General features: G+C 67.5%; 12 protein-coding genes. 4 read left to right on the forward strand and 8 right to left on the reverse strand.

Going from position 1 to position 13,956, the window contains the following annotated elements; translation table 11 throughout:
* Positions 1-10: 10 nt before the first annotated feature.
* On the forward strand, positions 11-1,927 hold the full coding sequence (edd, locus tag V3B25_RS12465; protein ID WP_097047853.1) for a phosphogluconate dehydratase: 1,917 nt from the start codon (positions 11-13) through the stop codon (positions 1,925-1,927).
* 231 nt (positions 1,928-2,158) lie between these two features.
* Positions 2,159-2,818: a bifunctional 4-hydroxy-2-oxoglutarate aldolase/2-dehydro-3-deoxy-phosphogluconate aldolase gene (locus V3B25_RS12470; protein WP_004153124.1), complete on the forward strand. Its 660-nt coding sequence runs from the start codon at positions 2,159-2,161 to the stop codon at positions 2,816-2,818.
* A 330-nt stretch (positions 2,819-3,148) separates the two neighbouring features.
* Here V3B25_RS12470 and V3B25_RS12475 read toward each other — a convergent pair whose 3' ends face one another.
* From V3B25_RS12475 to ispG, 3 genes are all read right to left on the reverse strand, one after another.
* On the reverse strand, positions 3,149-3,796 hold the full coding sequence (locus V3B25_RS12475; RefSeq protein WP_004153112.1) for a response regulator: 648 nt from the start codon (positions 3,794-3,796) through the stop codon (positions 3,149-3,151).
* 201 nt (positions 3,797-3,997) lie between these two features.
* Positions 3,998-4,747, reverse strand: a complete 750-nt coding sequence (locus tag V3B25_RS12480) for a phosphatase PAP2 family protein (protein ID WP_032128858.1) — start codon at positions 4,745-4,747, stop codon at positions 3,998-4,000.
* Positions 4,728-5,993 carry a flavodoxin-dependent (E)-4-hydroxy-3-methylbut-2-enyl-diphosphate synthase gene (gene ispG / locus V3B25_RS12485; protein WP_032128857.1) on the reverse strand — a complete coding sequence of 422 codons (1,266 nt, stop codon included), beginning with the start codon at positions 5,991-5,993 and terminating at the stop codon, positions 4,728-4,730. The genes V3B25_RS12480 and ispG overlap by 20 nt, the downstream gene beginning before the upstream one ends.
* A 114-nt stretch (positions 5,994-6,107) precedes the next feature.
* Between ispG and V3B25_RS12490 the strand changes: the two genes are divergently transcribed.
* Together V3B25_RS12490 and V3B25_RS12495 are read left to right on the forward strand one after the other, a co-directional pair.
* The gene (locus V3B25_RS12490) at positions 6,108-7,334 is read left to right on the forward strand and encodes an ATP-binding protein (RefSeq protein ID WP_032128856.1); all 1,227 of its coding nucleotides are present in this window, start codon (positions 6,108-6,110) and stop codon (positions 7,332-7,334) included.
* Entirely contained in the window at positions 7,331-7,900 is a 570-nt protein-coding gene (locus tag V3B25_RS12495; RefSeq protein ID WP_012510702.1) for a response regulator transcription factor, read from the forward strand. The genes V3B25_RS12490 and V3B25_RS12495 overlap by 4 nt, the downstream gene beginning before the upstream one ends.
* A gap of 18 nt (positions 7,901-7,918) precedes the next feature.
* Here the strand turns inward: V3B25_RS12495 and V3B25_RS12500 are convergent, their stop codons facing one another.
* The 5 genes from V3B25_RS12500 to V3B25_RS12520 form a co-directional block, all read right to left on the reverse strand.
* Positions 7,919-10,816, reverse strand: coding sequence for a type 2 lanthipeptide synthetase LanM family protein (locus tag V3B25_RS12500; protein ID WP_329810785.1), 2,898 nt, complete (start codon positions 10,814-10,816; stop codon positions 7,919-7,921).
* A gap of 80 nt (positions 10,817-10,896) precedes the next feature.
* A complete protein-coding gene (locus V3B25_RS12505; protein ID WP_049400943.1) occupies positions 10,897-11,103 on the reverse strand; it encodes a DUF6229 family protein in 207 nt (68 codons plus the stop codon).
* A 316-nt stretch (positions 11,104-11,419) separates the two neighbouring features.
* Positions 11,420-12,934: a glucose-6-phosphate isomerase gene (gene pgi, locus V3B25_RS12510; protein WP_329810786.1), complete on the reverse strand. Its 1,515-nt coding sequence runs from the start codon at positions 12,932-12,934 to the stop codon at positions 11,420-11,422.
* A complete protein-coding gene (gene panD / locus V3B25_RS12515) occupies positions 12,931-13,311 on the reverse strand; it encodes an aspartate 1-decarboxylase (RefSeq protein ID WP_032128853.1) in 381 nt (126 codons plus the stop codon). The genes pgi and panD overlap by 4 nt, the downstream gene beginning before the upstream one ends.
* Before the next feature lie 87 nt (positions 13,312-13,398).
* Positions 13,399-13,896 carry a hypothetical protein gene (locus tag V3B25_RS12520; protein WP_329810787.1) on the reverse strand — a complete coding sequence of 166 codons (498 nt, stop codon included), beginning with the start codon at positions 13,894-13,896 and terminating at the stop codon, positions 13,399-13,401.
* Positions 13,897-13,956: the final 60 nt, after the last annotated feature.

The raw sequence follows: 13,956 nt of genomic DNA on the forward strand, positions 1-13,956 counted from the left end.
CCGGTAGCCAATGAGCCTCCATCCGCAACTGCAAGCCATCACTGAGCGTGTCATCCGCCGCAGCGCCGCCTCGCGCGCCGCCTACCTGGCCGCGATCGACGCCTCCCTGCGTGAAGGCCCGTTCCGCAGCCGCCTGAGCTGCGGCAACCTCGCCCACGGGTTCGCCGCCTGCGGCGGCACCGACAAGAGCCGCCTGCGCGGCGGCGTGACGCCGAACCTCGGCATCATCACCGCCTACAACGACATGCTGTCGGCGCACCAGCCGTTCGAGACCTATCCCGAGCAGATCCGCGAGATCGCCCGCGAGCTGGGCGCCACCGCACAGGTGGCCGGCGGCGTGCCGGCGATGTGCGACGGCGTCACCCAGGGCCGCGGCGGCATGGAACTGTCACTGTTCTCGCGCGATGTGATCGCGCAGGCCACCGCGATCGGGCTCAGCCACGATATGTTCGACACCACCGTCTACCTCGGTGTGTGCGACAAGATCGTGCCGGGCCTGCTGATCGGTGCGCTGGCCTTCGGCCATCTGCCGGCGGTGTTCGTGCCGGCCGGCCCGATGACCCCGGGCATCCCGAACAAGCAGAAGGCCGAAGTGCGCGAGCGCTATGCCGCTGGCGAAGCCACCCGCGAAGAACTGCTGGAAGCGGAGTCCGCGTCGTACCACGGCGCCGGCACCTGCACCTTCTACGGCACTGCCAATTCCAACCAGGTACTGCTGGAAGCGATGGGCGTGCAGCTGCCGGGCGCATCGTTCGTCAATCCAGGCACGCCGTTGCGCGACGCCCTCACCCGTGAAGCCACCGAACGCGCGCTCGACATCACGGCACTCGGCGACGACTTCCGCCCGTTGGGCCGGATCATCGACGAGCGCGCGATCATCAACGCGGTCATCGCACTGATGGCGACCGGCGGTTCGACCAACCACACCATCCACTGGATCGCGGTGGCGCGTGCGGCCGGCATCGTGCTGACCTGGGACGACTTCGACGAACTGTCGCAGCTGATCCCGCTGCTGGCCCGCGTCTATCCGAACGGCGACGCCGACGTGAACCGCTTTGCAGCTGCCGGCGGCCCGGCGTTCGTGTTCGGCGAACTGATCAAGGCCGGCCTGATGCATGGCGACCTGGTCAGCGTGGCACGTGGCGGCATGGCCGACTATGCGCGCGAGCCGCAGCTGCGCGACGGCCAGCTGGTCTACCTGCCGGGCCTGGAACGCAGCGCCGATGACGAAGTGGTGCGTGGCGTCGACAATCCGTTCGAACACCAGGGCGGCCTGCGCCTGCTGCGCGGCAACCTCGGCAAGTCGCTGATCAAGCTGTCGGCGGTGAAGCCGCAGTACCGCACGATCGAGGCACCGGCGGTGGTGGTCGACGCGCCGCAGGTACTGAACAAGCTGCACGCCGGTGGCCTGCTGCCCGAGCATTTCGTGGCGGTGGTTCGTTACCAGGGCCCGCGTGCGAACGGCATGCCGGAACTGCATTCGCTGGCGCCGCTGCTGGGCCTGCTGCAGAACCAGGGCCGGCGCGTGGCGCTGGTCACCGATGGCCGCCTGTCCGGTGCCTCGGGCAAGATTCCGGCGGCGATCCATGTGACGCCGGAAGCGGCGCGCGGCGGTCCACTGGCCAAGGTGCGCGAGGGCGACATGATCCGCCTCGATGGCGAGGCCGGCACGCTGGAAGTGCTGGTGGACGCGGCCGAATGGGCCGCGCGCCCGCTGGCGCCGAACACCGCGCCAGCCGCGCATGATCTGGGCCGCAACCTGTTCGCGATCAACCGTCGCGTGGTGGGTCCGGCCGACCAGGGGGCGATTTCGATTTCGTGCGGGCCGGCGGCGGCTGATGGTGGGCCGTGGGACTACGATGCGGAGTACGAGCTGGGGCACGATGCCGCGGCGGCGGCGGCGCCGCATGAGGCGAAAGACGCCTGAGGGTTGAAGAGCGTTGCGGGTGTGCGTTGGCGGTGAGTGTCCTGGTTGAGGCGGCGGGTAGCCCCCACCAGGACACGCCGTAAACCCATCCATGGGGGCTCGGTCGCGCCATCCATGGCGCTCACGGTCCTGGTGGGGGCTACCCGCCGCCTCAGGACAGTTTCCCGGCGCCCTCGCGCCGCGAAGTGATCACTGAAAATCAAATTCGAAAGCAAAGGCAGAAGCAGAGCTATGGGTATCGAACAACATCAGGTGAAGGCGGCGGAGCTGTTGCGTGCGGCGGGCATCCTGCCGGTGGTGACGATTCATACGCTGGACCAGGCGCGTGCGGTCAGCGCGGCGCTGCTGGAAGGTGGTTTGCCGGCGATCGAGTTGACGCTGCGTACGCCGGTGGCGATGGAAGCGCTGGCGATGCTCAAGCGCGAGCTGCCGGACGTGGTGGTGGGCGCCGGTACGGTGCTGACCGTGGAGCAGATGCAGCAGTCGATCGATGCGGGCGCGGACTTCCTGGTGACCCCGGGTACGCCGCCGGCGCTGGCTGATGCACTGGCCGCTGCGCCGCTGCCGGTGGTGCCGGGTGCGGCAACGCCGACCGAGCTGCTGTCGCTGTATGCGCGCGGCTTCCGCGTGTGCAAGCTGTTCCCGGCCACGGCCGTGGGCGGGCTGGCGATGATCAAGGGCCTGGCCGGCCCGGTTGCCGACCTCAAGCTGTGCCCGACCGGCGGCATCACCGAAAACACCGCCGCCGAGTACCTCGAGCAGAAGAACGTGGTCTGCATCGGTGGTTCGTGGATGGTGCCGGGCAACTGGATCGCCAACGGCGAATGGGACAAGGTGCGCGCCAGCGCCGCCGACGCCGCGAAGATCATCAAGCGCGTGCGCGGCCACTGAGCCCGACAAAGGTGTAGAGCCGCGCCCACGCTCGGCTCCGGCATCATCAGGGGTCAGAGCCCTTTCCCACCGGGAAAGGGATCCGACCCCGGGCGACGAGCGCGCACAGCGCGCGACCCGCTCCTGCTCTTCCTTCTTCATTCCGCGGTGGACGCGCACGGAACCTGTCCGTGGCCCTGCGGAGGGATTGCGCAGGGGCGTAAGCGCCATGGATGGCGCGCCCGAGCCTCCAGGGATGGATCCACGGCGTCCCCTGCGCAATCCCTCCGCAGGGCCAACCCCACGAATCCTGCCGCACACCGCGAGGGGCTCAGCCGTTGGCCGAAACCCTTACAGCGGCCGTGCCGGATCCACCAGCCCGTACTGGCTGGCCATCCGCGCCAACGCGATGTTGTCGTGGATCCCCATCTTCTCGAACAACCGCGCCTTGTGCGTGTTCACCGTCTTCGCACTCAGGCTCAACCGCCGCGCGATGTCTTCCTGGCGCAGGCCCTGGGTCAGCAGCAACGCCACCTCCAGCTCGCGCGGGGACAGGCTGTCGAACGGCGAACCGTTGCCTTCCACCGTCGACAGCGCCAGGTTCTGCGCGATGCTGGTGCCCAGGTAACGGCGGCCACCGGCCACGTCACGCACCGCGCGCAACAGCTCCTGCGCATCGCAGCCCTTGCCGATGTAACCGGCGGCGCCAGCCTCGAGCAGCCGCTTCGGCAGCGGGCCATCTTCCAGCACCGACACGATCACCACGCGGGTATTGCGGTGGCTGCGCACGATGCGCTCGGTCACTTCCATGCCGCTCACACCCGGCAGGTGCAGGTCACACAGCACCACATCGGGCAGCAGCTGGCGGACTTCACGCAGCGCGTCTTCGCCGGTCTCGGCTTCGCCCACCACCTCGATGTCGGTTTCCCCCGACAGAATCATCTTCATCCCGGTGCGGACCAGCGCGTGGTCATCCACCAGGTAGACTCGAATCGTCATTCACGTACCTCTTCGAATGCGGCCATTGCAGGTCAAGCTAGGCAGGGTGCCGATACCCCTGCAAGCGCGTTCGGAATGCGACCCCGGCAATCTGCCTTGCGCATCACACTACCGCGCGTTGTGCTTGCCCCCTGTCTTGCAGAACCTGCTGCAACGAAACAACTGATCTATCACGTAGACGTCCCTCAAGGGCCATCCACGTCAATCCCCCTGTGATGATGCTTCGCTGGCCTTCGCTGGCGGCGAGCCGTGACGTCGCCATGGGTGCCGGCGACTGAACATGACCAGATAGCACCCTACCACCCAAACCAGCGCGGCACACCATCCGGCCAGGATATCGGAGGGGTAATGCACCCCCAGGTAGACCCGGGACACGCTGACCAGCAGGCTGAATGCCGGTGCCAGCAGCAGCACCGGCCAGCGCCAGCGGGTGTTCCAGGCCAGCAGTACCAGGGTCACTGCCAGGGTCATCGAGCCCATCGCATGGCCGCTGGGGAAGCTGAACGTCGATTCCGGCGCGATCGATTCCCACAGGCTCGGCCGCTGGCGCTGGAAGAAGTGCTTGCTGCCCATGTTCAGCAGCGCCGAGCCGACGAAGCTGACCGCCACGAAGGTCGCCTCGCGCCAACGCCGGTAGCCCAGCAGCACGCCGATGATCAGCACGTCGGCCGGGATCAGGAACCATTCGTAGCCCAGTCTGGAAATGAGCACGAAGAAGCGGTCCAGCAGCGGCGAATGCAGGCCATGCATCTGCCACAGCAGCGGCGCATCGAAATGGAACGATTCAAACTCGTGCACCTCGTCAGCCAGGGCGACGAAGCCGGCCAGCGGCAGCAGCACGCCACCGAACAGCAGGACCAGGCGCCAGGCATTGCGCGCCATCCAGTGGCGGAAGCCGGAGGCGGACTCCGGTGCAGCGAGGATCGCAGGCTTATCCGGCGCTTCGGACATACTTGTGTTCGACGTAATCGTCGATCAGGGCGACGAATTCCTGGGCGATGTTCTCGCCACGCAGGGTCACCTTCTTTTCGCCATCGACGAACACCGGCGCTGCAGGTGTTTCACCCGTGCCGGGCAGCGAGATGCCGATATTGGCATGGCGCGACTCACCCGGCCCGTTGACGATGCAGCCCATCACCGCCAGGGTCATGTTCTCCGCACCCGGGTGGTGGATCTTCCACAGCGGCATCTTCTCGCGCACGTGGTTCTGTACCACCTTGGCCAGCTCCTGGAAGAACTCGGAGGTGGTGCGGCCGCAGCCCGGGCAGGCCGTGACCAGCGGCGTGAAGGCGCGCTGGCCGGTGGTCTGCAGCAGCTCCTGGGCGACGATCACTTCCTGCGTACGCGACTGGCCCGGTTCCGGGGTCAGCGAGATGCGGATGGTGTCACCGATGCCCTCCTGCAGCAGCACGCTCAGCGCCGCGGACGAGGCGACGATGCCCTTGCTGCCAATTCCGGCCTCGGTCAGGCCCAGGTGCAGGGCGAAATCCGAGCGCTGGGCCAGGTCGCGGTACACCGCGATCAGCTCCTGCACGCCACTGACCTTGGCCGACAGTACGATGCGGTCGCGCGGCAGGCCGAGCTCCACCGCCTGCTCTGCCGAATCCAGCGCCGAGCGGATCAGCGCCTCGCGCAGCACGCGGCCGGCGTCCCACGGCTGCTCACGCAGGTTGTTCTCGTCCATCAGCTTTGCCGCCAGGGCCTGGTCCAGCGAGCCCCAGTTGGCACCGATGCGCACCGGCTTGTTGTAGCGGATCGCGAACTCGATCAACTGGGCGAACTGCAGGTCCTTCTTCTTGCCGAAGCCGACATTGCCCGGGTTGATGCGGTACTTGGCCAGCGCTTCGGCACAGGCCGGTTCGGCGGTCAGCAGCTGATGGCCGTTGTAATGGAAGTCACCGATCAGCGGCACGTCGATGCCCATCATCGCCAGCTTGTCGACAATGCGCGGGATCGCCGCAGCGGCTTCCACGGTATTGACGGTCAGCCGCACCATTTCCGAACCCGCACGCCACAACTCGGCCACCTGCTTCACGCTGGAGGCCACGTCGGAGGTATCGGTGTTGGTCATCGACTGCACCACGACCGGCTTGCCTCCGCCTACGGTGACCCCGCCGATCTGGACGGCATGGGTCTGGCGGCGGGGCCAGGCAGTGGCATCGGAAGGGGGCGTCGGGCGGGTAACGGCGTCGTGCATGGGCGCATTCTACCGCCCGCCTCCGCATTCCGGGTGACTCGCATTCAGCCGGCGGCACGGCTGCGGCCGATTGTCGCAGGCACGGTCACGCGTGAACGCATACGATGAGCGTGAATGACCGGTCCCGACGCCCCGTTTCTCCGAACCCTGTGCAGCCTGCGCTGGCTTGCCGTAGGCGGCCAGGCCGCCACCATCCTGGTTGCCACCTGGGTGCTGGGCCTGCCGTTGCCGCAGCTGCCATTGTGGGCGGGCGTGGCCGTGCTGACCCTGTTCAACATCTACACCCAGCTGCGCCCGGAGGCGGCCGACACCGCGCCACTGACCGCATTCGGCCACATTCTGGTGGACGTGATCATCCTGACCTGGATGGTGGGCTGGAGTGGCGGCATGGCCAACCCGTTCAGTTCGCTGTTCCTGATCCTGATCGCGCTCGCCGCGTTCGCCCTGCCCCTGCGCTGGGCACTGGCGGTGGCGCTGGCCTGCCTGCTCGGCTACGCCGCCAGCGGCATCTTCGGCCAGTCGCTGCCGGATGGCTATTTCCGCGCCCAGGACCTCAACCGCTGGGGCGTGGTCGCCAATTTCCTGATTTCCGCAGCGGTCGTGCTGACCTTTTCCACCCGCCTGGCACTGGCGCTGCGCCAGCGCGAACTGGAACTGTCGGCCCTGCGCGAACGCTTCGCCCGCAACGAGGGCATCGTCGCCCTGGCCACCCATGCCGCCTCGGTGGCGCATGAACTGAACACGCCGCTGGCGACCATGACGCTGCTCGCCGATGACGTCGCCGAGCGCAGCGAAGAGCCCGAAGTACGCGAAGACATGGAAACCCTGCGCGAGCTGCTGGTGCAGTGCCGCGAGCGCGTGCTGGCGCTGGCCGCACCGGCCTCGGCCGATGCACCGGGTCGCAGCCACTCCAGCGCCCAGCAGGTACTGGAACAGTGGCGCCTGGTGCGGCCGACCATCGACCTGCATCGCAATGACGATGCGCCGCTGCGGCTGCCACTCGACCCGGGCGTGGGCCATCTGCTGATGGTCCTGCTCAACAATGCCGCCGATGCCGGCGAACAGGCCGGCCGGCCGCGCGTGGACCTGGACCTGCGCATCGAAGGCGACGACTTGATCGGCGAAGTCCGCGACTACGGCCACGGCTTCGACGCCCGTGCCGCGGTGCTGCCGGGCAAGCTGTTCGGCAGCAGCAAAAGCGAGGGCATGGGCGTCGGCCTGGCCCTGTCCCATGCCACCATCGAACGCCTCGACGGCGAGATGTGGATGCGCCCGGCCCAGGGGGCCGGCAGCCGCGTCGGCTTCCGCCTGCCGCTGACCCCACGTGAGGACACCCCATGAGCCTTCATCACTCCACCCTGGGCCTGCTGGTCGACGACGACGAGCTGTACCTGCGCACCCTGCAGCGCAGCCTGGCCCGCAAGGGGCTTGAAACGCAGACCGCACAGGATGCCGCCAGTGCGCTGGCGCTGGCCCGCCAGCATCCGCCGGCGTTCGCGCTGATCGACCTGAAGCTGGGCAGCGATTCCGGCCTGGCACTGATCCAGCCGCTGCGTGCCCTGCGCGCGGACATGCGCATCCTGCTGGTGACCGGCTACGCGAGCATCGCCACCGCCGTGGAGGCGATCAAGCTCGGTGCCGACGACTACCTGCCGAAGCCGGCCACGGTGCCGATGATCCTGCGCGCGCTCGGCGAGGAAGACGACGGCCCGGCCGACGATGGTGAAATGGAAGTGCCTGATGCGATGACGCCGATCAGCCGCCTGCAGTGGGAACACATCCAGCAGGCGATGCACGAGACCGGCGGCAACGTGTCCGCAGCCGCCCGCCTGCTCGGCATGCACCGGCGTTCGCTGCAGCGCAAGCTGGCCAAGCGGCCGAGCCCGGAACGCGATCCCAGCCGTTGATCGCCGGACCCGTCCGGCTCAGACCTCGGCCAGCACTGCTCGGTCCTGCGCGGCGCTGGAGCGCGACGCCGACGCATCGACCCGCGCCGCTACCGTCTCCTGCAGCAGCGGCGACGGCAGCGTGCAGGCCGGATGCATGCGCAGGAAGCCATAGATCGTACCTGCCAGACCGATCATCAGGCCCGGAGTAAAGGCCGCGCGGGTCAGCCCGCCGACCATGCCCCGGTGCTCCTCGATCGAAGAAACGATCTCGATGGCGGCCTCGTCCTGCGGATAGGGACACCCCTCCGGATCCAACGCAGCCGCCAGCACCAGCAACTCCCGGGTGGACACATCGCCATGGCACAGGGTGTGGCTGAACCCCCATTTGCCGCGCGCGTCGGCCACAGCCCGCCGCATGTCACGCAACTGCGCGGGATCGCCGGTGCGGGCGTACAGATCCGCCGCCGCCAGACCGATGCCAACACTGCCATGGCACCAGGTCGGGAAATTCTTCTGCCCGTCCTCCAGGTGGATATCGCGCCAGCGCCCGGTATGCGACTCGAACAGCGCCGCCTGGAACGCAAAGGCTCCTTCGGCCAGCTGCCGCCAGGCGGCCCGCTCAGGCACGCTGCCGGCATCCGAACGCGCCAGCCGTGCCAGCGCCCAGCCCATGCCCATCGCGCCGTGGCCAAAGCCACCGATCGGCTCGCGGAACTGTGGCGTCGGCCAGCGTGCGCCGTCGGCATCGACGATCGCTGCTTCCTGCATGCGGCGCCCGGCTGCAGCCGCCAACTCCAGCCAGCGCGATCTGCCGGTGGCCTCGGCCAGCGCCAGCAACGGCAGGATCATGCCGGACACGCCATCAATCAGTTCGAATTTCACCGGCCCCTGGAAACCACGACGTTCCACTCCTTCCGCACAGCGCTCGGCCAGCGCGAGCAGTGCGGGGCGCTGCAGCAGATCATGCAATGCCAGCAGGGTCCAGATCTGCGAGCCCGAGCCGACGAAACCACCATCGATCCCGGCGGGATGGCGCTCGCACATGGTCTGGAACACCGCAATGGCGCCTTCGATGGCCGGATCCAACCCAGCCACCGGATCGGCACGTCCCTGCTCCACTTCCCGGCGGTAGGCCGCCAGCGCGAACGCAATGCCTCCCAGCCCGAAATACAGGTCGGGCTGCACCGGCTGGACGGTCCATCCTGTGCGGGTCACCTCGGGCGTGATCCAGGTCATCGAACCGTCTTCACCGTGCACGGCAAGCCGCAGAAGATTCTTCACCGCGTGTGCCGCAAGCGTTCGTCGGCGCAGGTCCAGATCGTCCGCGCGAGGCTGCTGCGCGGCGTAGCTATAGCCGGCCCGAGCCTCGGCGCGGGCCAGCGCGTGCTGGTTCAGGTCGGTGGCCACCAACGTGCTGCGGATGGTCACGTCTTCGAGGTCGATGCGCATCGCACGCCAGTTGTCGGCGATGGAGCGGATGCGGGTCGCGTCAAGCTGTGAAGTGAAGATCGGAATGTCACCGTGGCGCAGGTCGTCCACTTCTCCACGTACGGTTTCCAGGTCCGATGGCGCAGCCGGTGACACCGCTGCATTGCGCACCAGCAGATCGATCGCGCGTTCAACCGCCTGGGCTTCCTTGTGCAGCGATGCCGGATGCCAGAGCATCCGCCCGAGCTCGGCGTAGGCCATGGTCGGCCGCCGCACATCGCGCACCTGGCAGCCTTCGAAACCGGCCAGCAACGGCATCAGTTCGCCCCTGGCATCCAGCGCACGCAGGCGCCCGCTGGCATCGACGAAACCCTCGCTGATGTGATCCCAGTACAACGACACATCGGGCTGCGGGCTCGGATGGTTCTGTGCGATGGCGACCTCTGCCTCGACCAGGCCCAGCCGCGCCGGCGCCGTCCCGTCTTCGATGATCACCGGCACCTGCACACGCGGCTGCTCGCCCGGCAGTGCGCCGGCGGCGGACAGGTCCACGCCTTCCATGCCGAGGCCGGTGGTGCGGAACGGCACGATACCGGTGCGCAGCACCGAATTGCGCATCAGCTTGACTGCCGTGTCATAGGCATCGCCCAGACCGGATGGTTCGACGTCGATGACCTGCGAGAACACGCTTTCGGCGTCGACCACCACCGGCACCGGCCCGACCGCGATCAGGTTCTCCAGATGGATGTCGGTCCCGCCCACCAGGCGCAGGATGGCCAGCCAGTGACCGAGACCGCGGTAGTAGGCGCGCAGCTCTTCGTCACCGGAACAATAACGGTGCTCGGCAAATGCAGCCCAGCCGTGGCTGCCACGATCCACCACGCGCGGCACGCGTACCCGGCCAGGGCCCTCGCCGAAGACGGCTTCAAGCAGGCCATCAAGCGTGGCATCGATGCGCAGCGAGCGCGGCTTGTACATCAGCGTACCGCCGTCGAACTGCAACCGCGCCACGGTCCGGCCGCCACCGTGCAGGTCACCGCGCCCCAGCGACACCGCACGCAGCGATCCTGCCGGACTGCCGAGCAGGTCCGTCAGCAGCGCACGATCACGGCCGATGCGCGCGGCCAGCTCCACCACAGCCGCACATTGTCCTTCGAGCATGCGCGACAGTCGCGGCAGCAGCACCGGGTAGCGTCGCTGCAGATGCTCATGGAAGCCCTCGCCGGTGGCGAGGGCCACGAATTCGTCCAGCGCACCGGCGCCCTCAAGCGGGCCGATGTCACCACCGCGCGCGGCCGCATGCAGTTCCAGCAGCAGTACGCGGTTGAGCTTGAGCTGGGCATGTTCACGAAGCGCCGCATCGCCCTGCTCATGCAGGAGTGCGCGCTCGTCTGGCCGCAGATCGATGGCGGGGTCATGCAGGCCAGCCGCCAACACTGTGCGCGCGTCGACAAGAGAATGTTCGGTGATGCGCGCAAACGCGGCCGCAGCCGGAGAAGCGGTCATTACGCCCCCTGCAAAGTGTCCAGAGTCTGTTCCAGTCGCCGGCACGCAGCGCAAGCCGCTGCGTGCCGGCTCGGGCTACATCAACAGCACAGGCAGTGATTGACCACCGACATCGTGGTGGTGCACTCGGTACCGCCACCGGTGATCAGGGTGTCGGAGGCCGACGTGAGCGCGGACTCGGTGGCCCCAGCGCCATAGATGAACAGCGAACCCGCAGGGTTGGCACACCCATCCACATCGTCCGAGCCATTGAGCCAGCCGGACACAACATCGTCGTTCAGATCCATTCGCAATCTCCTGTCATTCACAACATGAGGCGTTGAGGACATGGATCGATTCCACGTCCCTTCGGATACGGCCAGTCCCTGGCATCAACATCATGCTGCGAGCGATACTGGATGACAGGTACAGCCGCCCGTGCACACTGCATCCGCGTGCGAAGTGCGTCAAGCTGCGCTGCGGCAGGGCGCACGAATACGCTGCACGTGCGGTACGGAAGTGACGTGGAATGAGTGGCCGCGCCGCCATTCCTGCGCGACCGGATCGAAGGCAACCCCAGAGGCATCGGATGGCCGGCCGGCGCCGGCACATCCGCAGGCCGGGTCAGCCCTTCAGCTGCGCCAGGATCTCGCGGGTCATCGGATCGGCAATCGCCACATCCTCACCCTGCAGCGCCGGCAACAGGCCACTGGCCAACTGCTTGCCAAGCTCGACACCGAACTGGTCGAAGGCATTGATGTTCCAGATCACCGACTGCACGTACACGGCGTGTTCGTACATGGCGATCAGCGCACCCAGCGCCTGCGGGGTCAGCGCGTCGAGCAGGATCAGCGTGCTCGGGCGACCGCCCGGGTAATCACGGTGCGGATCATCGCTGCTCTGGCCATTGGCCAGTGCCTCGGTCTGTGCGAGCAGGTTGGCCAGCAGGGCCTGGTGATTGATCGTGTAGGGATCATCGTTGTGCACGCAGCCAATGAAGTCGGCCGGAACGATGCTGGTGCCCTGGTGCAGCGCCTGGAAGAAGCTGTGCTGCACGTCGGTGCCTGCCCCGCCCCACCACATCGGCACGGTGTCGGTGGTGACCGGCGCACCATCACGCTGCACGCGCTTGCCCAGGCTTTCCATCACCAGCTGCTGCAGATAGGCCGGCAGCAGCGCCAGGCGCTGGTCGTAGGTCATCACCGCATGCGTGGCATGGCCCAGCACGTTGCGGTTCCAGATGTCGGTCAGGCCGTGCAGCACCGGCAGGTTGCGCTCCAGCGGTGCATCCAGCGCATGCGCATCCATCTGCGCCGCGCCTTCCAGCAGCTGCTCGAAGCGCTCGAAGCCGATCGCCAGCGCGATCGGGAAACCGACCGCCGACCACAGCGAATAACGGCCACCGACCCAGTCCCACATCGGCAGCACGCGATCGGCGGCGATCGCGAAGGCCTTCGCGGCACGTTCCGGATTGGCGCTGACTGCATACAGGCGCTCGCTGCCGCCCAGCCAGTCGTGCAGGATCTGGCCGTTGAGCAGGGTTTCCTGCGTACCAAAGGTCTTGGAGATGAGGATGCCGGCGGTCTTGGCCGGATCCAGCGTGGCCAGCGTGCGCTGCATGGCGGCGCCGTCCACGTTCGACACGAAATGCACGCGCAGGCGCGCACCGGTGACCGGACGCAGCGCGTCGGCGACCAGACGCGGGCCAAGGTCGGAACCACCGATGCCGACACTGACCACATCGGTCACGCCACTGTCTTCCAGCGCGCGCACCAGCACGCCCATGCGCTGGCGGATCCCGCGCGCGGTGGCATAGGCCTCGGCTGCAACCGGCGCATCGACCACGTCGCCGCGCAGCGCGGTATGCAGCGCGGCGCGACCTTCGGTCAGGTTGACCTGCTCGCCACGGAACAAGCGGGTGATGGCACCACCGACATCACGGTCGGCGGCCAACGTGAGCAGGGCCTGCAACGCCGCGGCATCGTATTTCTGCCGCGCGAAGTTGACGTACAACGGACCGACCCGCAGCGCTAGGTCCTGCACGCGGCCGGGTTCGGCGGCGAGCAGGCTGGGAATGCTTGCGCCCTTCAGGCGCTGGGCGTGGGAATGCAGCGAGTCGAATCCGTTGTTCGTTGTCATGCGGCCTGGGTCGGGATCGTGTCGTTGGTATGGGAGATCTGGTTCTTGCCATCAACGTACACCAGCTTCGGCTTGAAGCTGTCAGCTTCCTGCTCGGTCATGCTGGCGAACGCGGCGATGATGATGATGTCACCGACCTGCACGTGGCGCGCAGCACCACCGTTGAGCGAGACAACGCCGCTGCCGGCTTCGGCGCGGATGGCGTAGGTCGAGAAGCGCGCACCGTTGGTCACGTCCCAGATGTGCACCTGCTCGAACTCGCGGATGCCGGTGGCAGCCAGCAGGTTGTCATCGATGGCGATCGAGCCTTCGTAGTTCAGCTCGGAATGGGTGACGGTGGCGCGGTGGATCTTGGTCTTGAGCAGGGACAGGTGCATGGGGGCGCTGCAACGGCAAAGGAAAGAGCGGATTCTAGCACCCGCTTGGCCATCGTCAGGGGGCCGCAACAGGACGCTGAAGGCTGTTCAGGCCCCCTCCCCCGGCGGCGGCGGCGCGGCATGCCCGGAACGGCCCTCCAGAGACAGCCGGAACACCGTATGGAAGGCCAGCCCGGCGACCAGGCCGAAGCCACCTGCGGCCAGCACCTGCAAGGCATAGCTGATCACGTCGAGGGTGTCGACATAGCGCAGGCGCTGCAGCAGCGGACCATTGTCCGCGCCCGGCCAGGTGCAGGTGGCCATGGCCAGCGCGCCCAGTCCGAAACCGACCAGCACGAATCCAGTCCGGCGCAGCCGCTGTTGAGACTGCAGGATCAGCGCCATCGACAGCAACACCGCGATCGCATTGCACACGGCCAACACGAACATCAGCCCACCGCCGGTGAGCGCAGGCATCGGCGTGCGCCTGAATTCAAGCGCGAACAACAGGCCGCCAAACAACTGGGCCGGCAGCATGCCGGCGGCCAGCACCGCCAGGATCGAGGCCTGGGCAAGACGGCCGGTATCAGTGCTGGGGGTCTTCATTTCCGGTCTCCCGTCCGTGGGAAGTCGAGAGGCGCCCGTTGCGGGCGCCCCGGAGCCGCA

This window comes from Stenotrophomonas sp. SMYL8, from assembly GCF_036320065.1.
GTDB lineage: Bacteria > Pseudomonadota > Gammaproteobacteria > Xanthomonadales > Xanthomonadaceae > Stenotrophomonas > Stenotrophomonas maltophilia_A.

What these genes read in the sequence shown, in the direction of transcription:
- edd (WP_097047853.1), top strand. Translation starts at nt 11, where the DNA reads ATGAGCCTCCATCCGCAACTGCAAGCCATCACTGAGCGTGTCATCCGC.
- V3B25_RS12470 (WP_004153124.1), top strand. Translation starts at nt 2,159, where the DNA reads ATGGGTATCGAACAACATCAGGTGAAGGCGGCGGAGCTGTTGCGTGCG.
- V3B25_RS12475 (WP_004153112.1), bottom strand. Translation starts at nt 3,796, where the DNA reads ATGACGATTCGAGTCTACCTGGTGGATGACCACGCGCTGGTCCGCACC.
- V3B25_RS12480 (WP_032128858.1), bottom strand. Translation starts at nt 4,747, where the DNA reads ATGTCCGAAGCGCCGGATAAGCCTGCGATCCTCGCTGCACCGGAGTCC.
- ispG (WP_032128857.1), bottom strand. Translation starts at nt 5,993, where the DNA reads ATGCACGACGCCGTTACCCGCCCGACGCCCCCTTCCGATGCCACTGCC.
- V3B25_RS12490 (WP_032128856.1), top strand. Translation starts at nt 6,108, where the DNA reads ATGACCGGTCCCGACGCCCCGTTTCTCCGAACCCTGTGCAGCCTGCGC.
- V3B25_RS12495 (WP_012510702.1), top strand. Translation starts at nt 7,331, where the DNA reads ATGAGCCTTCATCACTCCACCCTGGGCCTGCTGGTCGACGACGACGAG.
- V3B25_RS12500 (WP_329810785.1), bottom strand. Translation starts at nt 10,816, where the DNA reads ATGACCGCTTCTCCGGCTGCGGCCGCGTTTGCGCGCATCACCGAACAT.
- V3B25_RS12505 (WP_049400943.1), bottom strand. Translation starts at nt 11,103, where the DNA reads ATGGATCTGAACGACGATGTTGTGTCCGGCTGGCTCAATGGCTCGGAC.
- pgi (WP_329810786.1), bottom strand. Translation starts at nt 12,934, where the DNA reads ATGACAACGAACAACGGATTCGACTCGCTGCATTCCCACGCCCAGCGC.
- panD (WP_032128853.1), bottom strand. Translation starts at nt 13,311, where the DNA reads ATGCACCTGTCCCTGCTCAAGACCAAGATCCACCGCGCCACCGTCACC.
- V3B25_RS12520 (WP_329810787.1), bottom strand. Translation starts at nt 13,896, where the DNA reads ATGAAGACCCCCAGCACTGATACCGGCCGTCTTGCCCAGGCCTCGATC.